The organism is Lysinibacillus sp. CTST325 (assembly GCF_054665055.1).
The window spans coordinates 43,765-68,925 of record NZ_BAAFHO010000001.1; the positions used below are offsets into that span (position 1 = coordinate 43,765).

The window sequence follows — 25,161 nt, forward strand, 5'->3', positions numbered from 1 at the left end:
GACTCACCTACCTTTCAAATATAGATAAATCACCAGCTCTAGCTGAAAGACGACCATTTTCATAAATGCCCATTTTTTCTAACCACGCTAGAAATTCAGGAGCTGGTTTTTTACCAAACGTTTGAAGTAATGTCGCGACATCATGGAAGCTCATTGACTGATAGTTCAACATAACATCGTCGCCCATAGCTGCAGCGATAATAAAGTTGACACCAGCTGCTGTTAGTAAAACACTTAAATCTTCAACATCATTTTGGTCTGCCTTAATATGGTTTGTGTAACAAATATCAACGCCCATTGGGATGCCGTGCATTTTGCCCATAAAGTGATCTTCTAGTCCTGCACGTATAACCTGTTTGTTATTGTATAAATACTCCGGACCAATAAAACCAACAACCGTGTTCACAATATACGGATTAAAATGTCTTGCAAATCCGTAATTGCGCGATTCAAGTGTTACTTGGTCAATACCCATATGTGCCTCAGCAGATAACTCCGAGCCTTGTCCAGTTTCAAAATAGAATAAGTTCGGGCCCGTTCCTGTTCCTTGCTTTTTCACAAGCTCTTCTGCTTCTCTTATTAAGTCAGCAGAAATCCCAAACGAGCGATTGGCAATTTCCGTTCCTGCAATACTTTGGAAAATCATATCGGCTGGGGCACCTTGTTTAATAGCTTTCATTTGTGTTGTAATATGTGCTAACACACAGTTTTGTGTAGGAATCGACCAATCATGGATAAACTCCTTTGTGGCTTGCAATACTTTTTTCACACTTTCAACTGAGTCATCTACTGGGTTAATCCCTATGACCGCATCGCCAATACCATAGGACAATCCCTCTTTTAACGAGGCAATAATACCGTCAATATTGTCTGTTGGATGATTAGGCTGCAATCTTGAGGAAAGCGTACCCTTTTGTCCGATAGTAATATTACAAGTTGACAATATTTCCACTTTATTGGCAGCATGGACGAGATCTAAGTTGGACATCAGCTTTGTAACCGCCGCAATAACTTCTGAATTCATGCCCTTGCTTAATCGTTTTAATTCTCGATCGCCTGTGTCATTGGATAAAATGTATTCTCTTAGTTGCTCGATACTCCAGTTTTTAATTTCTCCATAAATTTGCTCATTAATATCACCTTCAATAATGCGTGACACTTCATCATTTTCAGGGGGAACTAATGGATTTTCTCTTATGTCCTTCACTAACAGCTCACTGAGAACGGCCTTTGCCGCTATTCGTTGCTGTACAGATTCAGCCGCAATTCCAGCTAGCTGATCTCCTGATTTTTCTTCGTTGGCCTTAGCCAATACATCCTTTAATGAATTAAAATTATATTTTTCTCCACCAAATATCACCGATAAATTCACATTCATCCTCCTTACTTTGAGTGGAAAGCAAGTGTTTTTACAACGACCGGGACAACACCAGACGGTAGTACTTCCCCAATGTCAATATAATCACCTGTTTCTACTTTGATTTGATCGATGCAAATGATGGGAACTGTTTGATTGATCGCTTGTATCGTTTGCCCAATAACTTTTGCATAATCTGATTGAATGACTATGATAATTGGTATTTCCTTGGAGCTTCTCGTCGCTAAGTGCTTCAAAATGGCCTCACATAATGCATGGACATCCGGGAAGCTTAAATAGGGTAAATGACTAAAATAAAGTGCAAACGGAGAACGATTCTCCTGTATAGAAAATAGAGCATCAGCTCGTGCAACAGCTGTTTTCACCGCATAGTCGAATTCTTTGCTGTGCGTATCTATATGACAATTGAAAACAGGCACATTTTTTAAAGGCAAAACTTCCGCATCTACTTGAATCGTTGCACCACTGATCTCAGTTGTTTGCGTACCTGCACCAGTCACTGTTGCCCGAGCTGTTTCCTCTGGTTTTATCCATAAAAAGGATTGTAACTGTTCATGCTGTAAAAGCCTTTTTGCCAATTTTTCACCGATATCATCATACTGTCGATTTGTACATTCATTTTCATAAATACAGGCGGCTACTCCACCGGAAAATACGATTGCATCAATCGGTTTATCCCAAGTTGGCAAATGTCCTAATAATAAAGGATGCTGTTCGTCTGTTAATTGTCCACTTAGCGTCATCGCTACTGTATCCGCCATTTCTTGGATGACTTGTGTGACACGTACATCTTCTGCTGAATTACCAACCTCTAATGGCTTTGACCATCTCTCCATTAGTTTCATAATGGGTGGTGAAATCGATTGAACACCGCCATTCTGAAATTCTATTAGTCTTCCACCGACATGCAATGTACACGTACCAATTACTTCGCCAAACTGCATTGCCGCAATATTTGCAGTACCACCGCCGATATCGATGTTCGCGATAACTTTGGCAGTATTTTTTGATTGCTGTAAGGTACCTGCGCCTTTTGCTGCAATGATACCTTCCAAATCGGGTCCAGCCGTAGCAACTAAAAAGTGCCCGGCTGTATCTGCAATCGCATGAACAACTTCGCTGGCATTTTCCTTTGTGGCAGACTCGCCCGTAATGATAATGGCACCGGTTGAAATTTCTGCTGGTGAAATCTGGGCCAATTGATATTGCTGAAAAATAAATTGCTCGATTTTTTCCATATCGATAATTTCTTTATTAATAAACGGTGTTTTAATAATAGGGCTTTGATACAAAACCGTTTTTTCAATAATTTCTATGCGTGGCACATGCGTTACACCTGCAACGTTTTTCAACAGAAAACTACTGACAACCATCTTTGTTGTACTTGTACCTATATCAATACCTGCACTATAAATTTTTTCTGTCTTCAACTTACACTCCCCTCTCGCCACTACGGGCAATACATGAGATAAGGACTATCACGATCCTTGACAAACTGACGAATTTCTTCTTCAGAATTGAGCTGAATAAGTGGCGCAATAAACTCAATACCAAGCTTTTGCCATGAAGAGGTTTTCACAATTGGACCATGCGTCATGACATTTTGTAATAACTTTATCGCTCTTTCTTCATCTGCAAGGGGTGCATCAATTTTTGTAATGACACCAATTTGTAGTTTAGGAATTCCTAAGCTAAATTGCGGAGGAAAAACACTCTTTGATGAAGTGGCATCCTGCAAATAGATCACATGTGTCACTTCAAGCGATGTTGCCATAATGTTTCTGTAATACATCGGATTTTCTATATATTCTCCGGGTGTATCAACTATCCAGTCATCATAAACGAGCGCCTGTGTTTTATTGGCTTGTCTATTTTTCCCTAATAACGCATTCATCAGTGTCGACTTACCTGCTTGCACACCACCTATGATCATTACTCGATTTTTCATACGGCACATCCTATGACTTAGTTATTTTTGATGGCGTATAGCCTAGCATCTCTGATAGAAAACGATTAATCTCTAACATCGCCATTTCAACCTCGGAAACACTCCCAACAATAACGAGACTGCCAGTAAAGCGATCTAAAAATCCTAGTCTTACATTGGCCGCCTTTGTTGCTAAATCCCCTGCGATAATAACTGTCTCACTCGGTGTACATGTCATGATGCCCAGTGCACCTGCTTCTTGAATGCCCAGCTTTTGAAACATATCAGGATCAGGATTTGCTATTAGATGACTCAATGTTAGTTGCTTTCCTGGCACGAACTCCTGAATAAACCGTTTCTTTTCTTCACTCACACATCATCACCTCTTTCAAGATTCTTATCTGTTAGATATTCACCTTCTTTAATAATGCCTGCCTTGCGATCCTCTTGTTCTAGCCTTAGAGCTGTTGGAACAGAGAGCTTATAGGCTAAAATAATAGCGATCACACCTGCTAAAAACTTACCCGTAATAACAGGTAAAATAATTGTCGGCTGGAAGTTAGCCGTAAACGATAAATGGTCCCCTAGAAGGAATGCTGAACAAACACCAAAGGCAATGTTAATAACCTTATCTTTCGGTGGCATATGTCGAACGAGTGTAAACATGGCTAAAATATTGGCAATCGTCGCTAAAAGACCTGCGCTTCCTACTGATGATAAGCCTAATTTTCCACCTATTGCTTCTAGAGGTTTCGATGCATATTTTCTAATTAAGTACACCATTGGGAATGCTCCCGCTAGCATAATACCAATATACCCAGCTGTTTCTAGTGCTCGGAATTGATCGACTTTATCTGCCATGATCGGATCAAAGCCCCATGCACCGAAAATCTTTGTAAAAATACCTGTGAAAATTTCTACAATCGAGAACACTAGCACAAGCTTGATAGCAGCATCCATCACGCGTCCAAAAATCATGAAGCCTTTGATCATGCCATTTGGAATTAGCTTGAGACCTAACGCAATTAACACGACGAAAATAAATAAAGGCAATAAATTAATTAATATTTGTAAAACTGAAATGGCAAAAACATATGTTGGTGCAGCTGTTGTACTAATCACTTCACGAACGTCTGTATTAAACGTCACAATCATGATGGAAGAAATAAATGCTCCAATCGGAATTGTTAATACACCCGCCATAATACCTAAAGCCATATATTTATGATCTCGCTTATCTAACATGGCAAGTCCCATTGGAATAGAGAACACGATTGTTGCGCCTGACATAAATCCAACAACTAGAGCCATAACCCATCCTTCATAAGACTCTTTTAATGCATTTGCTAATTGGTATCCTCCCATGTCTGAGGCTAAAATTGTCGTTGCTGCAATTGCTGGATCAGCACCAATCAATTCAAAAATCGGACTAATAAAATGACTTATAAACCACGTTAAGTAAGGTATAGCAGCCATGATCCCTGCAGCAGGTACAAAAATATGTCCAACCGTATGAATACCATTCATAAACTCTTTCCCGATTCCATATTCAGCATCTCGAATTGCTCCGATTGCCCCTAAAACTGCACAAATCATAATAATATAAACGATCACCGTTCCTACCATTGCCATCCTTCTCATCACCCCTTTAGTTTTGCTAAAATATTTAATTTTGTTATTTATAAAAAAAAGACGCATTAAAGAGGAATTCTCTTTAAAGCGTCTTTGCTTTATCTATTTACTTGTAATGTATTGATTATGCGACTTGCTATAAGCACCATTTCCTGTTGAGTCTGCATACTCTCACTGCGAATTTTTTTATAAGCCTCGTCCTCACTAAGGTTCTCTGACTGCATTAGCAAACCTTTTGCTCGTTCGATGATCTTTCGCTTTTCTAATTCTGTTTGTTTATGCAGCAATTCTCCATTTAGACGGTTAAACTTATCAATCTGGTGAAACGCCACTTCCAATGCTGGAAGGACATTCCTTTCAGAAAACGGTTTCATAACATAGCCTAAAATATTGTCCTGCTTCATGTACAGTAACAATTCTTTTTCACTATAAGCTGATATAAATAACACCGGTATACCGAGTTGCTGTTCAATAATTTTGCTTGCCTTTAAACCATCTAGCTTTGGCATTTTAATGTCCATTAAGATTAACTGTGGCTTATGTGTAAAAGCCAACTCAATTGCTGATTCTCCATTATTCGCTTGTGCTACCACTTCGTAACCGTTATCCTCTAGTATAAACTTCAAATCAATTGCAATAAGCGACTCATCTTCGACAATCATAACTTTCCTAGTCATTTAGGATAAATACCTCCTCACTTACAGGGAACTGAATTTGAGTATGTGTACCTTGTTCGCTAGGGATAATTGAAAATGTGCCAGCTAAATCATATTCAACAAGCCTTGTAATAATCTCCATTCCAAATGATGCCTTCACCTCTTGCATTCCAACGCCATTGTCAGAAATATAAAGTGAAATAGTGGAAGCATCCTGTTGAAATTGAATATTGATTGTACCCTCCTCACGACCAATAAAAGCATATTTCAGTGCATTTTGCAGTAGCTCACAAATGATTAACGCGAGCGAAACAGCTTTTTTAGAATGACAAAATAACTGTACATTATCATCATGAAAAGTTAACTGAATAGATGGTGTGTTGGATGTCCCAACCATTTTATGTCCAATTTTTTTAGCCAACGCGATAACGTCTACTTTCTCTTCAGCATTATCCTCATTTTCTAAAATAAGTTCATAAACTGATGAAATACTATATATTCGGTTTAACGCCTCTTGAAAAGCACTTGCACTAGAAGCTGACAAGTCATTTCGCATTTGCAAGCGCAATAGACTTGTAACTGTTTGTAAATTATTTTTCACTCGGTGGTGAATTTCTCGTATAGCAAATGTTTTCATCATTAGTTCATTTTCTTTCAGTTTAAGCTCTGTAAGATCGTGAATAATGAGGAGTGTCACTTTATCGTTTTGATCACGAATAGGAATTTTCTTCACAATAAAGGATTTACGATCAATCGTAATTTCTAAGAAAAAGACATCATCGCCTTTATCATAGACCTCCTGTAAAAAAGGTAAAATCTTATTCAATGCAACGTTGTCAAAACGTTCTAGCCCTGATAGTTCCGATATAAATCGGTGACCTGCAGGATTGCTATAGATCACTTTGTTTTCATGATTTGTGAGAATAATTGATTCTACTAGCAAATCAGAAACCACTGGAATCGGTTGAGAATTTGGCTCTACAATATGCTCAATTAACGCAAAAGGCATATGTCGAAAATCATCTATAGGTGTTGTTTGCATTTCCACCTTTTTTTCCTGGATTAACACTGCAATAACCTGTTGTTGGTCATTAAAGAGAGGGACAACGTTTTGTTCAACCGTTAAACCTTCTTGTGTGATTGCTCTAGTAATTGATGATTTTTCTTTATTTTTAAACGCAGCAAATACTGCTGGTTCGAAGCTTTCAAATACAAATTTGCCAATTACAGATTTTTCGTATAATCCACTTTCTGTTTTTGGGAAAGCCTCTGCCACAACAATTGCATGTGGTAAGTTTTCCAGCATACAATCTATGAACATATAACAATCTGTCAACTCAGCATAATACGATAATGTAGCTTCTATTTCTATTAACTTTTCTACATCTGTGGCAGATAAGCTCGTATATTTTTGGCACACCAATTGAATGTTCGACAGGTTCAAACCCCCTATCATGGAATAATCAACAAATCAATTATGCCTCGGCATAATTGCGTCCGGAGGCTTTAATTTGTTTCAGCGGGAGTTTGGACTTCCGCTGAAACAAATTTATTTTGACTATTCTTGAAATTTCTTGTCATTATTATAAACCTTTTGTAATATTATTTTCAATATAAAAAATAAATAATTTTAATAATTTTTATCGCATTACAAAGAACTATATAGCTTGAAAGAGAAATATTCAACACTTTTTTCAAACTCATTATTATCGCACGATAAAAATATTATTTTAATATATAAAAAAGCGAGTTTGCAACAGCTGCAAACTCGCTTTTTTCTACTTTATTTCTGGTGTAACGGCTAATATATTTTCAAATGTTTCACGTTGCTTTGATTCTTCTTCATTTAACAAGATATGAATATCTCCATGGTCGTTTGAAGTACGAATTAAACGCCCCATTCCTTGCTGTAAACGAAGTTGCATAAACGGTAATTCCACCTCTTCATATGGATTTTCTGCAAATGTACGTTTCGCATCAAATAATGGATCATGTGGAGGGAAAGGCAAATCATAAATAATAACTCGTGTTAATGCCTCCTCTGGCAAATCTAGACCTTCCCATAAATGATAGGAGCATAATGTTTTGATGGTGCCTTCTTGGAAATCACGAACAATTCCTGATAGTTCACGGTCCCCCTCAAACGCTACATACATCCGTTCCATAAGAGGTAACTCCGCTTTGAAATCTAACATTGCTTGTTTTGATTTAAATAAAATTAATGTTTTTTCACCGTCACGTAATAGCTGTTGAACACGCGCCGTTTTCCCCTTTTGAGATAGCTCATGTAAATAAATTCGCATAACTTCTTTATAATCGAATGGAGATGGAACAGAAAACGATTGATAATCACGAATTCCTAAGCTATATGCAATATAGGAAAAATCTTTGTTGACTGATAAAGTTGCTGAAGAGAATATTATTGGCAGTTTTTTAGAGAATAATTTTTCTGCTAAAACTTCTGTGATGAGACGCGGCATAATTACGAGCGTTTCCTCTCCATCAGTTTCCTCCAACCAATCGACTGCATCTCCTTGCGCTATGAAAATACGTAAGGATGCCTCGTATTGTTCTAAATACTCCTCTGCCATATTTAATTCATACTCTGGAATCATATACATTTCAGATTCAAAGACAAATTCCTCGAGTAATGTTTCAACATCAGCAACAAGTTGTTTACCGTATTTCAATAGATTTGGCGATTTATTAATACGTTTACGCTCTTCTTCAGAAGCTACTAAATCATCTCGTAGCTGGTCAAAAAATAACTCATGGTCATCTTGTAATTTTTCCATCGCATATAATGTACGTTCTCGCACACCATCTACCATTAAACGCTCTAACAATGTAACAATTGTTGTCGCCTGTACTTTATACGTCATTGCTTTTTGTGCGGCATATTCTAATAAATGGCCTTCATCTAGCACCATCATTGACACTTCAGGCAATAAAGCTAATTGCCCTTCACGTTCACGAGAATCCTTTGTAGCTAAATGCTCCATTAAAAAATCTTGTGAACAAATAATGAGATCCGCCGATTTACGATAATGTGCACGATGTAATGTTTGACCACATCGATTACGCTGGTCACATACTGAACACTGCATAATCGAGTTGTAGTTTACTTTTTGCCAATCTTCATCACTGACAGTTGGATAATCACTACGTTCACCATAAGGTTGTATAGCAATCATCGAGCCCTGTGCATATACTCCATCAGGTATAGAAAACGCAATATCGTCGATCCATTCATCAGACACTACTTTTTCAGCTTCCTCAAAACGTTTTAAGCATAAATATTGGTCTCGTGACTTTGCTAAGCGAACATCAATTTCAAGACCTAACGTTTTCTGTAGCTTATAAATATCGCCGCCCTCTTTTACTAGCTGATCGATTAAGGTTTCATCAGCACATGCGATCAGGGCTGGTTTTCCAGTATACCGTGCATAAGATACAGCTGGTAGTAAATAGGCAATTGTTTTCCCAGTCCCTACACCTGCCTCTGCAAAAAGCACGTTTTTCTCTTTTAGGGCCTGCTCAATTTGATAGGCCATAAAAATTTGTTCATCACGGCATTCAAAGCCCTTTTCAGGTAATTCATCGTAAAGGACGTCCCCCATCCAGTCACCTAATGACTCAAAAAATGAGCGGTCCTTCGTTAATACAAATGGTAAAGATTTACGCAATTGACGTTCCCCCTCTAACTATCTGTTCCTATTATACGCGACGAAACGGAAGATAAGAAAAAATCTTATCTTCCGTTACCGTTTGTTAATCTCTTTTAGACTTTTGTCCCCAGAACTGGTAATAATTCGTTTCAATAAAGCCATTGAATAATTTACGCTTCTTCGTCGTTTGACGACCGTACAATTCCTCAAAGTTTTTCATCGAGGATAACATGTATACAGACCAAGTCGGATAGTTTTTCATGACTTTTCCTAAATCACGAATTACCTGTTCCACGACTTCGATGTCACCAATACGCTCTCCGTACGGTGGATTACCAACCATAACACCATCTGTTAGCTGAGTTGTAAAATCACGTGCTTGCATTTGCTTGAACGCAATCATATCACCAAATCCTGCTTCTAGTGCATTTTCTTGTGCAATACTCACCATGCGATGATCTATATCAGACCCAATAATTTCTAATGGTTGATCATAGTTCGCTAAACTATCCGCTTCATCTCGCACTTCATCCCAAATTTTTGCCTTCATCCATGGCCAATTCTCTGAAATAAATTCACGATTATAGCCCGGTGCAATATTTTGTCCAAACATTGCTGCTTCTAATGCAATCGTACCTGAACCGCAAAATGGATCAACGAATGGTCGATTCGGATTCCACTTTGAAATTTGTACGAGTGCCGCTGCTAATGTTTCTTTTAATGGTGCTTCGCCCTGTGCTTGACGATAACCACGCTTATGCAAGCCCGCACCCGAAGTATCAATAGTAAGTGTAGCCACATCTTTTAAAATTGAAACTTCAATTTTATAAGTTGCACCGGATTCATCTAAAAATCCTAAACGCTTATAATGTTGTTTCATGCGCTCTACTATTGCTTTTTTAGTAATTGCCTGACAATCGGGTACACTAAATAATTTGGATTTAACAGATTTCCCCGATACTGGGAAAGCTGCATCAACTGGTAAGTATTTTTCCCAAGGTAGAGCTTTTACACTTTCAAATAACTGTTCAAAAGATTTTGCAGGAAACTGTCCTACAACGATTTTTACTCGGTCAGCTACACGTAGCCATAAGTTTGTTCGTGCAATGGCTGTTTCATCACCTTCAAAATACACTTTGCCGTTATCGACTGTCGTTTCATAGCCTAATGCCTGTACCTCTTGTGCTACAATCGACTCTAATCCCATTGCAGCAGTTGCTACTAATTTATAGTTTGCCATACACTAATTCCTTCCTTGATGTTCAATTTCCCAATACTCCATAAACTCAATAAGTTCGTGAAGTGGCAATGGTTTGCTGTAGTAATAACCTTGAATTATATCACAGTTCATTTTACGTAGTATATCCACTTGTTGTGCTTGTTCTACACCTTCAGCAACAACTTTCATTTTTAGGCGATGCGACATTTGAATAATCGCATCCACTACTGCCTGTTTTTCATCGAGTGAGCCAATATGCTGAATGAAGCTTCGGTCGATTTTTAAATAATCAAGGGGGAAGCGAACTAAATAACTAAGAGACGAATAGCCTGTCCCAAAATCATCAATAGAAATTTTAAAGCCCATTTTCTTCAGTTGCACAAGCTTGCTTACCGTTTCATTGGCACTGTTCATCACAGTACGTTCTGTCACTTCGATTTCAAAATTGTTAGCAGCCGTGTTATAACGCTCTAATATTGACTGAACAGAGTCCAAAAAGTTTTGTTGCTTAAAGTGAATGCTTGAAATATTAATAGCAACTGGCGTTTTGTAGCCACATTGACGCATCTCTATTACTGCCTCACAAGCTTTTTCTATGATTACTTCACTTAAAGGAATGATTAATCCTGTTTCCTCAGCATACGGAATAAATTCTGCTGGAGAGACAAAGCCTAGTCTTTCACTATTCCAACGAACAAGTGCCTCTAACCCTTGAATTTCTTCATTTTCCATAGATACTTTAGGTTGGAAATGCAGCTCAAATTCCCGGCTTTCGATTGCTCTCCGTAGTTCTGAATCTAATAATAAAACACGCTGAGAGTCAGTCTTCAATTCATCAAAATAAAAAGCATAGTCGTTGAGGCCATTCTTTTTTGAATAAGTCATTGCCTTGTCAGCGCTATGAATCAATTGCTCCGTTGCTCCACCATCTAATGGATACATACTGATACCAATACTCGTAGAAATAAAAATATCTTGACCATTAATATCCAAAGGCTGTTCAATAATCCCAATAATTTGTTCAGCAAAATTTGCGGCTTCTTTGGCATTCTTCACGTTTGTTAACGTAATTATAAATTCGTCACCGCCATATCTAGCAATGATATCTTTATTTTTTAACAATGTTTTTAAGCGCTTTGCCACTTCTACTAAAATGGTATCACCGACTGCATGACCTAACGTATCATTAATCTGCTTAAATCGATCTAAATCTAAAAAATAGACTGCATGCTGTACTGAATGAGAAATAGTAGAAGTTGATTCTAATAGATTATCCATTCTTTCAATATATGCAAATCGATTTGATACTTCCGTTAATGAGTCCGTTAATAAACGCTTTTCTAGTTCATTTTCTACTATTTTTCTTTCAGACAAATCTGTGAAAATACCACAGTAATTTGTAATTTCTCCCTCATCATTGGCTACACCAACTATTGTTAACCATTCTGGATATACGTCTCCGGTTTTACGACGATTCCATATTTCCCCCTGCCAATTGCCTTCTTGTCGTATCTTTTGCCACATATCTAAATAAAATTGCAATTCATGAACACCTGACTGTAAAACGGCTGGCGTTTTTCCAATTACTTCATTACGATTATAGCCGGTTACAAATTCAAATGCAGGATTGACCAATTCTATTCTTTTCTCTTTATCCGTAATCATGATGCCTTCAGATACATTTTCGAAGATTTTTGTCATTAATGCAGTAGGATATTTGGAAATCGAATTTAGCTTCTCCAGACTATCGTTCACTCCGTTCATGTTTCCGCTCCATCCTATCTCTCTTTACTACCCTCATTTTTCTGAAAAGCGCTTTTGCGTCAGTCTACTCGTATGTAGACAATATGTACATCGTTGCGATAATAGTTTATTAGATGTTTATGTTTCGAATCGTAGCGACAGAGGCATGACCAGCAGTGTACAGCCTTATTCTCAAACGTATATCGCGCATGCCTAGACATGATTAACAAGTAACTTTTTCTTACTATATTCAAAAGAAAAGCTCTCCACCAAATTGGAGAGCGCTTGTCATTTCATAATAAGCATCAAAAAATTCCATAAGCCATGTTTTGTTCCCGAGTACTCAAACAGCTATCGCCTCGTACGACCGGGTAGTAATCATCTATCTACAGAGCGAACTCTGTCCCTCTATCCGTTCAATTCCTTCTAGAGAGTGCCCCTACCATAATTTGGGTTTCTCACTCGTGGGGTTTACCTCGTTCCACCTTGCATGTTTCCAAGCAAGCTACGTCACTGTGGCACTTTCAGGAAGTTTCAACCATATCATTAAGACTTAGGTTTTCCTTCCGCCGTCAGCCTTTACAGCTGCCTTACCTTATTTTTTCAGTAAGCACGAACACTACGGTCATCTCAGAACCGTGCGAGCATGGACTTTCCTCTACGACGTCTAGCGCCGCAGCGATTACCAGAATTTCATGATGATAAAAAGATTATACTAGAGTTTTATGATAAATACAATATATTTGATAAAAAATTATTCGTACAACTTACTACCAAATACGTGTTTCTCTAAATTCGAAAGACGTTTTAAAATATCAAAGTTTGTCGTACCAGTAGCCGATGCGACAGGTTGTCTCTTAGGCGTATTATCCATTTCTTCTTTTAACTGTTTATTTTCTTCACGAAGTTGGGCCACCACTTTTTCAAACGTTTCATAGTCTTGTATTATCTCATCAAGAAATGAATCGACTTCTTCTACATTGTAGCCTTTAAAATTTTTCTTAAATTCCTTTTCAAGGATCATTTTTGACGTTAATTTAATATCCATTCACATCGCCCTTCCTCACACTACATGCGTTACATTATAGCATACTTCATCACATTATATCGTCTGAAAACATCAAATGTAAGGCTAAACTTGTCGTTTCTTGCGCTTACCCAGGAAATTATTTCTTATTTCCTAACCTGAGTAACCTCTTTTCCCACGAAATTTCCCATTTCTGCTTTTGTTCTACTCTCCATTGCTCATTCTTTTTAATTAATTTTATGCCCTCTTGCGTATAATAAAGGGCCTGGTCATAATCTTTCATTTGATGCTCATATATCATAGCGAGCTGTTCTAATGCATGCAACTTTTTTCGTAGATCAACGAAATGGAGAGCAGCCACAAATGCATCGATCGCTTCACTAAACTTTTTATTTCTTTTATGCTGGATTGCTAAATAATATTGTGCATTTCCTGCTTCAAGTGCATCAAATTGGGTCGTTACCTTTTCCAAAACTTTTACGCTCTGTGAACCCTCTTTTAAATCAGCATACCATTTCCCGATATTTGTAAACGTTTTTGCCGATTCTTCGCTTGTCTCTTCAAATAGCAAATTTGTAGAATGGACATAAAGCGTAATCAGTGAAAGTAAATCCCATTCATTGTGAAGAAGGACTTTCATAAGTGCATCTGGAACACCACTTTTGATTGCATCTAAATAAATGATTGGTGCAAGATATCCAGGTATATCTCCAATGCGGGAAAAGCCAAGCTTCTCTTCTTCCACAGATTTTAATTTCATTCGTTCCATATCATTTTTCCATAAACGCTTTGAACTATGCAACAAATCAATTTGCCGCTGTGTACGCAATTTAGGTAATTCTTTTTGGTGGAGTGTCCAACGTGTTTCAAGTTGCGGCCAGTCAAAGCTTTTTCCATTGTAGGTAATAACCGTTGCTGTTTTTTGCCAAAGCTTTGATTCAAAAAGTAACGCGGCCTCATGAGCAGGATCGGCTAGAATATATTGAGTTAAAATAAAGCTTTCATCTTCTTTTGATACTTCTAAAAAGCCCAGAAGAAAAATTTGTGTACCTACACCCTTTAAGCCAGTAGTTTCCGTATCAAAAAACAAAACCTTTTCATTCATTTCTAACGCATATGGATGTTCGAACTTTGCCTCTTGCCATTTTACTAATGCATCAAAATATGACTGCAACTTATAATGACCATGCTGAAAACTAAAAGGAAAACGCACTTGTCGTTTAAAAACAATACCGAAATCATTTTCTACAACTGTCAGGCCCGCCTTTATCCACTTCTCTGTATAGCTTGGAGCAATAGGTTTTTGATAAGCAGGTTTATCCTCTTTTTTTATAGTTGTTGTCGTTTTTTTTCCGAGCATTTTTTTCATTTGTAAAATTTTATTTTCGTAAGACATTTACTTCACTCATTTTCTGCATGTAAAATTGCTAAAACTTGTAGGACGTTTTTCTTCGCTTGCTGTAAACTATTTTGGGTTTTCACCACAAGTATAACCTATAGTAATCATAGTGCAACTTTTAGCCATTGCACAAAAAGGAGGTGATTTTTAGAAGGGCTAGCTTTTGTCGCTTTGCTTCTGTCGCAGAGTACGGGTGAATTTAGTAGATAAAGTTCATCAACACACCTACTATAATAATTGAAATCTTTTTCGGATAATTGAGAGTAGATTTTTTGCTACAAATAGAGCAACCATAAATTGATTTATTCACGAATAAAGAAGAGGACTTAAAGGAATAGTATTAGACTTTTTCCTATCAAGCCCTCTTTATATTCTAATTTAAAACTTGAAGCAGCTCTATTACTTTCTTCTTCCCCTGCTGCAAGCTATCTTGAGCTCCTACACAAGATGGACAGCCTGATTCACAAGCACAGCTCACTATATGGTGCTGTGTTCCCGATAATAGCTCTTCCCATAGTTCATAAACCTTTTCACTTAGACCAATACCACTAGCTTATCATAAACAAAAAACGTCGGTTGCTCATTATGAGTTGCCTTAACCTGTGGGAGAACTGCTACATCACTACTATCACATTGAATAAACAGAGGTATGAAAGCATTCATCGCATATGCAGCTCCTGTCATAGCATCCGTTAGCTCCGCCTCCGACCATTTTTCTAGCCTAGAGAATGATAGCCACGATGAGCTTGTGTGCATTTCGTCCGGTGGTAAATGAATAGGGCCAGAACCGATATTATCGTGTGTACCGAAGCGTATTTTATTTAACATCAGTAAAACACCATCAAAATATAGTTATGTCACCATCGTTAAAATTAACACTCGATTGATCATTAAGGGAAACAAATTTTCACCCCTGTATATAATATATGTGTATTAGGCGTATTTGGCGTATACTATATATCATACATATACCTATATAATATAAATACATTCAATAGATATTATTTGTTTACTTATATAACAGAATCCTTTGACCGCAAGAATTCAACATAAACAGAAACGGCAACAAACACTGTTTACCCTCGTTTGGTTGTTAAGAAGGTTGTCCCTAAAAAGAAAGAACATGATGAATTAGAAGTTTAATCTAAAAATAAACAAGGTGCTCAAAGTCGAGCCATAGTCAATTCATTGTAAAAAAATTAGTAGTACAAACCTTTTCCTAGTTTGTACTACTAATGAGCATGTTTTTCGAATTAGTCATTAACAATAATAATCTTATACACTCAAAATCTATCAATCTTTATACATTAATTCAGTATACACTTCACCAATTGTAGTTGCAGTTTCAGTAATATAAGTATTGATTACTGTACCCACAGGGTTTTTCACCACATTTTTCACTTTGTGATATATAACATCTCTTCTAACACCTACACGGATATATTTTTTAGGGTACTCTGATTTATAATTTCTTGTGGCAGTAAGATTATGTGAAAATGAGATACCAAACGTTGACCCGTCATGTGCAAAGGAGCCGCTTATACTCCATGTTATACCACCAGCTATTGATAAGCTTTCAACTTTATCCCAGCCTGGTGTTGCGGGATGGTAACCAATGAATGCTCTTGAAACTGTTGTCTTTTCAAGTGTTGTCTGGGTAGTCTGATTACATGTAGCACATCTAGCATTTATGTTATCATTCAGATAAGATTGATAATCTTCTTCTGATTCAAACAAAATTGTGCTTCCATCTTCTGTAGTAAGGCTATACTGATTATCCATTGGTAATTCTAATTCCTCTAGTGGTTGTAATTCTGAATCAGGTAAATCATCACTCTCGGCTGCACTTGCTACAAGGCTACTGCAACTTAAAACTAAAAATAACGCAGAAATAAATAGTAAAATCTTAAATGTTTTATTACTTGCAAATGATACTATATATTAACAACCTACCCTTTTTTGTAATACAAATACCGCTATACAATAAATGGAAATATTTATATATATATAGGTGTATACTGTTAGTAAGAACTGTTAAAAACATTAGAAGGAAGGTGGAAAAAGAATGGTGAAAAAAAGGTTAACCTTTTTTGTATTACTTGGACTAATTTTTACGTTAACAGCTTGTAGCAACCGTATGACTGTTGATAACGAAGTGAGAAATCCTGATAGTATTATTTCTGAAACTATGAAATTAGAAAACTTAAAGGTATTAGAACTCAACACGAATCACGAAGATAATAAAAAAGTTCTTGACGTATTTGGAGAAGAGCTAAAAGATGGTGCTTATGCTTATGACGAAGACAAGTATAAATCATATATCCTAATAAACTCCGAAAAGATAGATTATTCTGATTTTTCGTTTAAAATAGATGACGAAAAGAAAATTTTGACCCTTTCCTATACAACTTCAGAAGGAAATACAACAAATAAAAAAACGCTATTCCTTATCGAAAGTAAAAAAAAGAATGAATATGAGGAAATAAAACTATTGAATAATGATAATGAAGATGGTTTTTTAGGAGTGTATACTAAACAATAATATTAGTCACTCGACTTAGCTTTAAATTAAAGTTTAATAGAGTATACTTTGAATTACTAAATATACCGATAAAATAAACGAAATAAAGCCCAGACTCAAAAATACTTGAGTACCTGGGCTTTATAATTATGCTTGAATTGATTCAGCATATGATAAAATGCCAAGACGTTTCATTTCAGCAATTGCATTATTGGTAACTGTCTGTGTTTTATATGCCCCTGTTATAAAGCGCCACTTGTTACCATCTTGGACAATTCGTACATACCTCCTATATTCACAAAGTTAATTTTTTGATCATTTAACGTAGCAGTGAACACCAGTGTTTGAGTTTCAAGTGCTTCATTCTTTTCTAAAAGTTCCTCTTCTTCCTCTGAAAAATCATCGGAAAATTCGTTTTCTCGCATTGCTAATTTGCGATCGTTTATCGACTTTTTATACCAATCTGCTGAAATAAGTTTCTCTAAAAAAAACACCCTAACGCTTCTGGACGACAAATAGAAGAACTTACTGTATTAACCGTAAAATGATTTAAAAACTAATCAAAGAAGAGGGCTTGATGGGATAATGTAAAACACTTTTCCCTCTCATGCCCTCTTTTTATCTTTAATTTAAAATTCGAAGTAACTCTACTACTTTTTTCTTTGCTTGTTGTAAGCTATCTTGAGCTCCTATACACGATGGACAGCCTGATTCACAAGCACAGTTCACTACATGGTGCTGTGTTCTCGATAATAGCTCTTCCCATAGTTCATATACCTTTTCACTTAGACCAATACCACCAGGATACTTATCATAAACAAAAAACGTTGGCAATTCATTATGTGCGGCCTTAACTTGTGGGACAACTGTTACATCGCTGCTGTCACATTGAATAAACAGAGGTATGAACGCATTCATCGCATATGCAGCTCCTGTCATAGCATCCGTTAGCTCCGCCTCCGACCATTTTTCTAGCGCAGAGAATGATAGCCACGAAGAGCTTGTGTGCATTTCGTCCGGTGGTAAATGAATAGGGCCAGAACCGATATTATCGTGTGTACCGAAGCGTATTTTTTTAAATATTGTTGCCTGTGCGACTAAACCAACATCACCGAAGCCAATAACACCACCCTGATAGCCTCGGCTCCGATCTTCCTCTAGCACCTTCATCTCAACTGCAAGATTAGCGTCAGTATAGTAATCGACATCTACTTCTCGGACATACGCTTTCTTTTCTTCCCAATCAAGCTTTTCTACTTGAAATTGAATGCCCTGATGCAAATAAATAGCCTCTTCATGTAGCAATGTCATCGCACTATGACGATCCATTTCACCAATAACCTTTGTTTGTGCAGGAACAGTCATATCAATTATTACAACATTTTCTTGTGATGCAGAACGAAGACTAATGTCACGTGCCGGGAAACGGTCACTCATCCAATGCCACTTCTCACTCGTTTTAAAAACAACGCCTTCCTCCGCTAAATATTCCAGTAACTCCTGAATTTCATATTCACCATACGTATCATGTACGGAAAATGGTAGCTCAAACGCTGCACATTTCAAATGATCCATTAAAATCAACATATTTTCAGGATAAATACGCGCTTCCTCTGGTGCACTGCCAAGTAGAAAAAGCGGATGGTTCACTACGTACTGGTCCAGTGCTGCCGATTGTGCTACATAAATGATTAGCGCCTCGTCCTGACGACGGCCAGCACGACCAGCTTGCTGCCAAGCACTAGCGATATTTCCTGGGTACCCTGTCATGATACATGCTTGTAATTGGCCAATATCAACGCCTAATTCCAGCGCATTTGTACTAACCACCGTTTGAATAGTACCATCACGAAGCCCTCGTTCAATCACACGTCGCTCAGAGGGTAAATAACCACCACGATAACCTCGCACCGATTCATCTAAAAGCTTATTGCGTGTAAGCTCCTTTAAATACGTCACAATCATTTCTACTCGCACACGACTTTTAGCAAAAATAATGGTTTGAATACCTGCTGTATATAATCTTTTCGCGAGATCGCTCACCTCTAAAACAGCACTTCGACGCACGCCAAATGTTTTATGGACGATAGGTGGATTATAAAAAAGAAATGTCTTTTTCCCAACTGGCGCTCCGGAATCGCTGATTAAGGCATGGCTTTCATTCGTTAAAGCTTCTGCTAACTCTTTTGGATTTTTAATGGTTGCTGATGTACAAATGAAAATCGGCTTACTGCCATAAAACTCACAAATACGCTTTAATCTTCGAATAACATGCGCAACATGCGAGCCAAACACACCTTTATATGTATGCAACTCATCAATGACGATATACTGTAAATTTTCAAATAGTGAAACCCATTTCGTATGATGTGGCAAAATCCCCGAATGAAGCATATCAGGATTTGTCATCACAATATGCCCTGCCTTACGAACCTTTTGGCGAATGCCAGGCGCAGTATCCCCATCATACGTATAGCTTAAAATTTCCTCACCGCTTTGTTCGATTAGCTCATTTAAATCATTTTTCTGATCCTGCGCTAAAGCTTTCGTTGGAAATAAATAAATCGCGCGCGAATTTTTATCTTCTAATATTTTTTGTAGTACCGGTAAATGGTAGCAATATGATTTTCCAGACGCTGTTGGTGTAACGGCGGTAAAGGAAACACCCTCCATCGCGTAATCAAACGCCTGACGTTGATGGGTATACAGTTGTTCTATCCCTCTTGTTCGAAGAGCCTTTACAAGTGAAGGATGTAAATTCTCTGGAAAAGGTGCATATTTAGCTTCACGCCCTTCAAGCGTTTGCCAGTGTAAAATGCGTTCCTTCAACTCCTCATCATATCTCCATTCGTTTAACAGTTCACTAATGGTCCTTTTTTTCGATAACATCTGTTTCTAACTCCTTTATTAACCTTTCAAAAATTTTTAACGTATAAGATGTTGAATGAATCGCATCTAAAAAACGCTTTTTACTCGTTTCTTTATAAAAGGATTGCACAACAAATTGCTCCATCGATTCCACCGCTGAAGCAATTTGTTGTGTATGCATATATTTTGGCTGATTTTTTTGAATCCACTTATTCGCCTCCTGCTGCCATTCCTTTAAAAGCTGGTGAATGACATCAGCGTGTGGCTTAACCTCCACAAAAAAGTCGGGAGTACGATCCTCCTCACGCATTTGCCAAAAGCGTGATACACATTTTTCACATTCATCTATTAATTGGGAAGTTTGCTGTATTAACAACAATTTCGCACCTCATTTCATTAATGAAGGTTCATCACCATAACATAGGATTGAAACCGTATCGCCTGTACACTTTCCTGAGGGCGCCCGATAAGTCGCTTAGGCACAACCAAGGTTCCTCTGTGCGACAGCCTTAACCTATTACATGTCACACGTTTCAACACAACTTTTGGTGATGAACCTTAAAATTTTATCGTATTTAGGTTGAATCCACCCTTAAAATGAAGATTCATCTCCATTTACGTGAAAGCAAGCGAACCTACTATTTTAAAATTCGTTCTATCTTAGTCTACAAAATTATTTATATTACATGCGTAATTTTACTCCCAAAGATGTATAAAAGCTTTATTTATGGCTCAACACCATAACTTGGGATTGATTTCCGCATTGACTGTGCGAAAGTGCAACGACAGCGCACAATGTTGACCACAAAAGAGGTATCATGGGACGCAATGCATTTAAAATTTGTCCCACTACTGGCTCATTCTCAGGTCTCACCAGTGACTAAAGCGTTGCCAAGTCTTCACACCCATCAGCCCATATAAATGGCATATCTTTCAAGAAAATGACATAACTGCTTTTGTCGATGAGTCCTATTCAAGGTACATCACTCATCGTGGTAGATATTGTATGAAAAATACTCATATTGGGTTATTTATATTGCATATGAGTTAAGTGTACCAAAGTCTATCATTTTTCACTACTAATAGGCGAACAAGCATTCTTTACTTGCCAGTTCTTTTCTGCTAAGCTTACTTTCTGGCTAACAGATTTGAGCTGCATAAAAAAATTCATGCTCTGTGCGTTGTTTTCCAAAGACACTCTCGTTAACAGTAATTGATTGACCAGATCCAACTGCGCAACTAATTGTTTTAACTTGTTCAAAATAACGCCTCCTTTGCTTTAATTTATGTATTCCTCGCATGTATAAAATTACCTTCATGCGTGACAAAATAAGCGTAAGTTAGCTGAAAGAAGAAGTATTTCGATAAAATTTAATTGAACTAGTCTATTTTCGTAGTCTTCAAAATCGTCTATCTAGTAGAGAAACTAACGTAGAGACCAGTTTTTTCTATAAATTCGTTAAAAATTTCATCAGTTATTTTGACGATTCGCGGGTTATATCACATCATATTTTTCGACTTTAAGAGGCGAAAATCGCCCAAAGATCGGTTACTTAATGGTAATTTAAACCATAGTTAATCTAGCATCAATCATACTATTAATGGAAGTGGAGAACTGCTACTTAATCATGGTAAACTATTGTATAATAGCAGTATTATAGAGGGTGAACTAAGTGACAATTCGTTATCCGAATGGGAAATTATATTCCCCTAATCCAACTGTTCAAAAAACAGCAAAAAAGGGAAAGGACAAGGATTTTTCTTTTAGTAATCGAGGGAAAACACTAGAAGATGAAATTAATGAAGCAAATGATTATTATGTAAAAAGGCGACTTGCTATCATTCATAAGAAACCTGTTCCCGTGCAAATCGTCAAAGTAGAGTACCCATCACGAAGTGCTGCAGTTATTCGTGAGGCTTATTTCCGAACACCGTCGACAACAGATTACAATGGTGTTTGGAATGGGCATTATATTGATTTTGATGCAAAGGAAACTGCTACAAAGACCAGTTTTCCCCTAAAGAATATTCACGTACATCAAATGACACATATGCAGCAAGTGACGGAACAAAATGGTGTGGCTTTTATTATCGTTCGTTTCTCAGCTTTTGAACGATATTTTATCGTGCCATACGATTTTTTACAAAAGGCCTGGCTAGCGATGGAAAACGGTGAACGTAAATCGATTCCCTTTTCAACTATAGAAAAGGAAGCTTTTGAAATTCCTACAAGCTATTATCCACGGATCGATTATTTACCGATTGTCCAAAAGCTAATTGAAGCAAAAAGCCATGGTTCTGAAAGTGAGGAGATAGTAGAATGACTGAACGTCGTCCGACACGCGGTGAGCATCAAAAGGCTCTCGCTCAAAAAAATAAAAAAAGCGCTCCGAAACCATCGAAGAAAAAATGGTTCAAGCGCATTACGTTAACTATAGTAGCTGTTATAGCTGCATGTTTTATTGGAGGTGCTGGGTTATTCGCCTATTATGCAAGTAGCGCACCTGAACTAGATGAAAACTTACTGAAGGACCCAGTTTCCTCAGAGTTCTATGATAAAAACGGTGATTTATTTGCAACGATTGGTGCAGAAAACCGTAAATATGTAAAATATGAAGATATACCACAGGATATGATTAACGCCATCCTTGCAACGGAAGATGTACGCTTTTTCGAACACGGTGGTATGGATTTTTATCGCCTTGGTGGTGCAATACTCGCTAACATCCGTGATGGCTTCGGGGCACAAGGGGCTTCGACATTAACACAACAAGTTGTTAAAAACTCATTTTTACAAAATGAAAAAAAATTAAAACGTAAAGCACAGGAAGCTTGGCTTTCCTTCCAATTAGAACGTAAATATACAAAAGAAGAAATTTTTGAAATGTACTTTAACAAAATGCTCATGTCAGGTCGTGTTTATGGCTTCGGTACAGCAGCCCAATATTTCTATGGTAAAGAACTAAAAGATTTAACTTTAGATGAAGAAGCATTACTTGCAGGTTTAGTACAACGTCCAAATGCTTACAATCCATTGAAAAATCCTGAACTTGCAGAAAAACGTCGTAATACAGTTCTAGGTTTAATGTATCAACATGGTAAAATTACAAAAGCTCAGATGGAAGAAGCTAAGAAAGTAAACGTTCAAGCTGGCCTAGCTGACGATGCGACACGTCAAAAATTTTCTGGCTCTAAATATGATGCCTTCCTTGATGTTGTTATTAATGAGCTAGAGAGTAACGGTGATGGTAGTGCAATGGCGGAAGGAATTAAAGTTTACACAACACTTGATCCGAAAGCGCAGCAAATTGTTGAAAATATTATGAATGATGACAGTAACTTCCCAACAAAAGAGATTCAATCGGGTGTGTCTGTTATTGATACGAAAACTGGTCAAATTCAAGCAATCGGTGGCGGACGCCATTACGGGGCTGCACGTGGTTACAACTATGCATATGACTTAAAACATCAACCAGGTTCAACAATGAAACCATTACTAGATTACGGGCCAGCAATCGAAAATCTAAAATGGTCAACAGGTCAAACACTTGTGGATAAACCTATGAAATACTCAAATTCGGAACAAACTATCACAAACTGGGATAATAAGTATATGGGAGCAATAACAGCACGTAAAGCTTTATATGCTTCACGTAACGTTCCAGCTGTTAAAGCATTACAAGAAGTTGGTATTGATAAAGCTAAAGAATTTGTTGGTCGTTTAGGTATTAATGCTGAAAAAGTTTATGAATCTGATGCGATCGGTGGTGGGGATATTACGATGTCTCCTACACAAATGGCAGCTTCCTATGCAGCATTTGGGAATAATGGTGTTTACACTGATCCTTATGCGATTACAAAAATCGTTTACCGTGACGGTAAAACTACAAAAGACTACACACCAGAGCCTAATGTTGCAATGAGCGATTATACAGCTTATATGGTGACAGATATGTTACGTGACGTTGTCGGCAATAAGCCTGATTCATCAGGTACTGCAGCCAATGTACCTGGATTAGATATCGCAGGTAAAACAGGTACAACAAACTATTCAAGTGCTGATTTTAGCAAGCATAATTTACCGGATACAAGTGTACCAGAGTCATGGTTTGCTGGGTACACTACAAACTATTCGATCGCTATTTGGAGTGGTTATGAAAAACACTTTGATCCTATTACAACTTGGGATGAACGTCGTTTACCACAACATTTATTTAAACAAATTATGAAAGAGATCTCGGCGAACGTTGAAACACCACGTTTCAAAAAACCAAACTCAGTTGTGGAAGCTACAATTGAAGCAGGCACAAATCCACTTAAATTAGCAAGTAATTTCACTCCAAATGAGTTACGTCGAACAGAGCTATTTGTACGTGGTACAGAGCCTAAGGAAGTTTCAAATGAATACGCAGTGCCAGAACTTTCTTCACCTTACAATGTAAGTGCAAGCCTTGATATAGAAGGTCAATCTATCAATATTTCTTGGGAGCATGATGCAATGCTTGATCCGGAAACAGATGAACCGCTACCAACTACCTTCGAGGTATCTGCTAAACGAGAAGGTGGAGAGACTATTTCTCTTGGTACATCGGAAAGCAAAGGCTTAACAATTAGCAGCGAACAACTGAAAGATGGCAATTACACGATTTCTGTCGTAGCAGTTGTTGATGGTACACGCAGTAAACCAGGTACAGCTTCCTTCCAAGTAACAGGTACGACTGATGAAGAAGATAAAGATAAAGATAAAGAGCCAGATACTCCGGATCAACCTGATGTTGAAGAGCCAACAGCACCTGATGAAAATGGCAACAACGGGGACAACGGTAACAACAACGGAAACCACAACGGTAACGGAAATGGAAACAATGGCAATAACAGCAACAATGGTAATGGTAGTGGCAATACTGGTAACGCTGGTGGGAATGGTAACAGCGGCAATACAGGAAATAACGGTACCCCCCCAGGTAACAACGGCAACAATAATGGTAACAAGCCACCAACAACGCCAACTGAACCAACCGCACCGGATGATGGTACCGGTAGTACTGAATAAAATAAAGCAGAGTAGCACAACGCAAGGGCACTGAAAAATTTACGTTTTCATAAAAGCGAACCTTTTTCAG

General features: G+C 37.6%; 22 protein-coding genes and 1 other RNA gene. 3 read left to right on the forward strand and 20 right to left on the reverse strand.

Annotation, left to right across the window (positions count from 1 at the left end):
- Window positions 1–7 precede the first annotated feature (7 nt).
- The 16 genes from ACYQ73_RS00235 to ACYQ73_RS00310 form a co-directional block, all read right to left on the reverse strand.
- Window positions 8–1,378, reverse strand: coding sequence for an ethanolamine ammonia-lyase subunit EutB (locus ACYQ73_RS00235; protein ID WP_460010610.1), 1,371 nt, complete (start codon window positions 1,376–1,378; stop codon window positions 8–10).
- A gap of 5 nt (window positions 1,379–1,383) precedes the next feature.
- The gene (locus ACYQ73_RS00240; protein ID WP_460010611.1) at window positions 1,384–2,808 is read right to left on the reverse strand and encodes an ethanolamine ammonia-lyase reactivating factor EutA; all 1,425 of its coding nucleotides are present in this window, start codon (window positions 2,806–2,808) and stop codon (window positions 1,384–1,386) included.
- A gap of 20 nt (window positions 2,809–2,828) precedes the next feature.
- Window positions 2,829–3,326, reverse strand: a complete 498-nt coding sequence (locus tag ACYQ73_RS00245) for a EutP/PduV family microcompartment system protein (protein WP_460010612.1) — start codon at window positions 3,324–3,326, stop codon at window positions 2,829–2,831.
- Window positions 3,327–3,336: 10 nt separating this feature from the next.
- Window positions 3,337–3,678 (reverse strand): ethanolamine utilization microcompartment protein EutS, encoded by a 342-nt coding sequence (gene eutS, locus ACYQ73_RS00250; RefSeq protein ID WP_053593758.1) that lies wholly within the window; start codon window positions 3,676–3,678, stop codon window positions 3,337–3,339.
- Window positions 3,675–4,937 (reverse strand): ethanolamine utilization protein EutH, encoded by a 1,263-nt coding sequence (eutH, locus tag ACYQ73_RS00255; protein WP_460010613.1) that lies wholly within the window; start codon window positions 4,935–4,937, stop codon window positions 3,675–3,677. Before eutH ends, eutS begins: the two co-directional genes overlap by 4 nt.
- A gap of 98 nt (window positions 4,938–5,035) precedes the next feature.
- Window positions 5,036–5,614, reverse strand: a complete 579-nt coding sequence (locus ACYQ73_RS00260) for an ANTAR domain-containing response regulator (RefSeq protein ID WP_460010614.1) — start codon at window positions 5,612–5,614, stop codon at window positions 5,036–5,038.
- Window positions 5,607–7,049, reverse strand: a complete 1,443-nt coding sequence (locus ACYQ73_RS00265; RefSeq protein WP_460010615.1) for a sensor histidine kinase — start codon at window positions 7,047–7,049, stop codon at window positions 5,607–5,609. Before ACYQ73_RS00265 ends, ACYQ73_RS00260 begins: the two co-directional genes overlap by 8 nt.
- Before the next feature lie 322 nt (window positions 7,050–7,371).
- Window positions 7,372–9,279: an ATP-dependent DNA helicase gene (locus tag ACYQ73_RS00270; protein WP_460010616.1), complete on the reverse strand. Its 1,908-nt coding sequence runs from the start codon at window positions 9,277–9,279 to the stop codon at window positions 7,372–7,374.
- 85 nt (window positions 9,280–9,364) lie between these two features.
- A complete protein-coding gene (locus tag ACYQ73_RS00275; protein WP_460010617.1) occupies window positions 9,365–10,501 on the reverse strand; it encodes a THUMP domain-containing class I SAM-dependent RNA methyltransferase in 1,137 nt (378 codons plus the stop codon).
- A gap of 3 nt (window positions 10,502–10,504) precedes the next feature.
- Window positions 10,505–12,244, reverse strand: a complete 1,740-nt coding sequence (locus tag ACYQ73_RS00280) for an EAL domain-containing protein (protein ID WP_460010618.1) — start codon at window positions 12,242–12,244, stop codon at window positions 10,505–10,507.
- A 292-nt stretch (window positions 12,245–12,536) separates the two neighbouring features.
- An RNA gene (rnpB, locus tag ACYQ73_RS00285) (RNase P RNA component class B) lies at window positions 12,537–12,917 on the reverse strand.
- Between the two features lie 60 nt (window positions 12,918–12,977).
- Window positions 12,978–13,271, reverse strand: coding sequence for a cell division regulator GpsB (gene gpsB / locus ACYQ73_RS00290; RefSeq protein WP_460010619.1), 294 nt, complete (start codon window positions 13,269–13,271; stop codon window positions 12,978–12,980).
- 118 nt (window positions 13,272–13,389) lie between these two features.
- Window positions 13,390–14,646, reverse strand: coding sequence for a ribonuclease H-like domain-containing protein (locus ACYQ73_RS00295; protein WP_460010620.1), 1,257 nt, complete (start codon window positions 14,644–14,646; stop codon window positions 13,390–13,392).
- Window positions 14,647–15,022: 376 nt separating this feature from the next.
- Window positions 15,023–15,193 carry a Zn-binding domain-containing protein gene (locus ACYQ73_RS00300; protein WP_460011492.1) on the reverse strand — a complete coding sequence of 57 codons (171 nt, stop codon included), beginning with the start codon at window positions 15,191–15,193 and terminating at the stop codon, window positions 15,023–15,025.
- On the reverse strand, window positions 15,184–15,477 hold the full coding sequence (locus ACYQ73_RS00305) for a hypothetical protein (RefSeq protein WP_460010621.1): 294 nt from the start codon (window positions 15,475–15,477) through the stop codon (window positions 15,184–15,186). Before ACYQ73_RS00305 ends, ACYQ73_RS00300 begins: the two co-directional genes overlap by 10 nt.
- Before the next feature lie 465 nt (window positions 15,478–15,942).
- The gene (locus ACYQ73_RS00310) at window positions 15,943–16,431 is read right to left on the reverse strand and encodes a hypothetical protein (RefSeq protein WP_460010622.1); all 489 of its coding nucleotides are present in this window, start codon (window positions 16,429–16,431) and stop codon (window positions 15,943–15,945) included.
- 283 nt (window positions 16,432–16,714) lie between these two features.
- Between ACYQ73_RS00310 and ACYQ73_RS00315 the strand changes: the two genes are divergently transcribed.
- Window positions 16,715–17,191 (forward strand): hypothetical protein, encoded by a 477-nt coding sequence (locus tag ACYQ73_RS00315; RefSeq protein ID WP_460010623.1) that lies wholly within the window; start codon window positions 16,715–16,717, stop codon window positions 17,189–17,191.
- Between the two features lie 221 nt (window positions 17,192–17,412).
- Here the strand turns inward: ACYQ73_RS00315 and ACYQ73_RS00320 are convergent, their stop codons facing one another.
- From ACYQ73_RS00320 to ACYQ73_RS00335, 4 genes are all read right to left on the reverse strand, one after another.
- The gene (locus tag ACYQ73_RS00320) at window positions 17,413–17,664 is read right to left on the reverse strand and encodes a hypothetical protein (RefSeq protein ID WP_460010624.1); all 252 of its coding nucleotides are present in this window, start codon (window positions 17,662–17,664) and stop codon (window positions 17,413–17,415) included.
- A 130-nt stretch (window positions 17,665–17,794) separates the two neighbouring features.
- Window positions 17,795–20,059 (reverse strand): DEAD/DEAH box helicase, encoded by a 2,265-nt coding sequence (locus tag ACYQ73_RS00325; protein WP_460010625.1) that lies wholly within the window; start codon window positions 20,057–20,059, stop codon window positions 17,795–17,797.
- Window positions 20,034–20,417 (reverse strand): YppE family protein, encoded by a 384-nt coding sequence (locus ACYQ73_RS00330; protein ID WP_460010626.1) that lies wholly within the window; start codon window positions 20,415–20,417, stop codon window positions 20,034–20,036. Before ACYQ73_RS00330 ends, ACYQ73_RS00325 begins: the two co-directional genes overlap by 26 nt.
- 687 nt (window positions 20,418–21,104) lie before the next feature.
- Window positions 21,105–21,299 carry a hypothetical protein gene (locus ACYQ73_RS00335; RefSeq protein ID WP_053482465.1) on the reverse strand — a complete coding sequence of 65 codons (195 nt, stop codon included), beginning with the start codon at window positions 21,297–21,299 and terminating at the stop codon, window positions 21,105–21,107.
- 412 nt (window positions 21,300–21,711) lie between these two features.
- On the opposite strand from ACYQ73_RS00335, the gene recU reads away from it, so the two are divergent.
- Window positions 21,712–22,362 (forward strand): Holliday junction resolvase RecU, encoded by a 651-nt coding sequence (gene recU / locus ACYQ73_RS00340; RefSeq protein ID WP_460010627.1) that lies wholly within the window; start codon window positions 21,712–21,714, stop codon window positions 22,360–22,362.
- On the forward strand, window positions 22,359–25,091 hold the full coding sequence (locus ACYQ73_RS00345) for a PBP1A family penicillin-binding protein (protein ID WP_460010628.1): 2,733 nt from the start codon (window positions 22,359–22,361) through the stop codon (window positions 25,089–25,091). The genes recU and ACYQ73_RS00345 overlap by 4 nt, the downstream gene beginning before the upstream one ends.
- Window positions 25,092–25,161 lie beyond the last annotated feature (70 nt).

Coding starts and splice junctions, on each gene's coding strand:
- ACYQ73_RS00260 (WP_460010614.1), bottom strand. CDS start 5,614: ATGACTAGGAAAGTTATGATTGTCGAAGATGAGTCGCTTATTGCAATT.
- ACYQ73_RS00310 (WP_460010622.1), bottom strand. CDS start 16,431: ATGGATAATCAGTATAGCCTTACTACAGAAGATGGAAGCACAATTTTG.
- ACYQ73_RS00315 (WP_460010623.1), top strand. CDS start 16,715: ATGGTGAAAAAAAGGTTAACCTTTTTTGTATTACTTGGACTAATTTTT.
- ACYQ73_RS00280 (WP_460010618.1), bottom strand. CDS start 12,244: ATGAACGGAGTGAACGATAGTCTGGAGAAGCTAAATTCGATTTCCAAA.
- ACYQ73_RS00275 (WP_460010617.1), bottom strand. CDS start 10,501: ATGGCAAACTATAAATTAGTAGCAACTGCTGCAATGGGATTAGAGTCG.
- ACYQ73_RS00345 (WP_460010628.1), top strand. CDS start 22,359: ATGACTGAACGTCGTCCGACACGCGGTGAGCATCAAAAGGCTCTCGCT.
- ACYQ73_RS00295 (WP_460010620.1), bottom strand. CDS start 14,646: ATGTCTTACGAAAATAAAATTTTACAAATGAAAAAAATGCTCGGAAAA.
- eutH (WP_460010613.1), bottom strand. CDS start 4,937: ATGGCAATGGTAGGAACGGTGATCGTTTATATTATTATGATTTGTGCA.
- ACYQ73_RS00235 (WP_460010610.1), bottom strand. CDS start 1,378: ATGAATGTGAATTTATCGGTGATATTTGGTGGAGAAAAATATAATTTT.
- ACYQ73_RS00265 (WP_460010615.1), bottom strand. CDS start 7,049: ATGATAGGGGGTTTGAACCTGTCGAACATTCAATTGGTGTGCCAAAAA.
- gpsB (WP_460010619.1), bottom strand. CDS start 13,271: ATGGATATTAAATTAACGTCAAAAATGATCCTTGAAAAGGAATTTAAG.
- ACYQ73_RS00325 (WP_460010625.1), bottom strand. CDS start 20,059: ATGTTATCGAAAAAAAGGACCATTAGTGAACTGTTAAACGAATGGAGA.
- ACYQ73_RS00305 (WP_460010621.1), bottom strand. CDS start 15,477: ATGTTAAATAAAATACGCTTCGGTACACACGATAATATCGGTTCTGGC.
- ACYQ73_RS00245 (WP_460010612.1), bottom strand. CDS start 3,326: ATGAAAAATCGAGTAATGATCATAGGTGGTGTGCAAGCAGGTAAGTCG.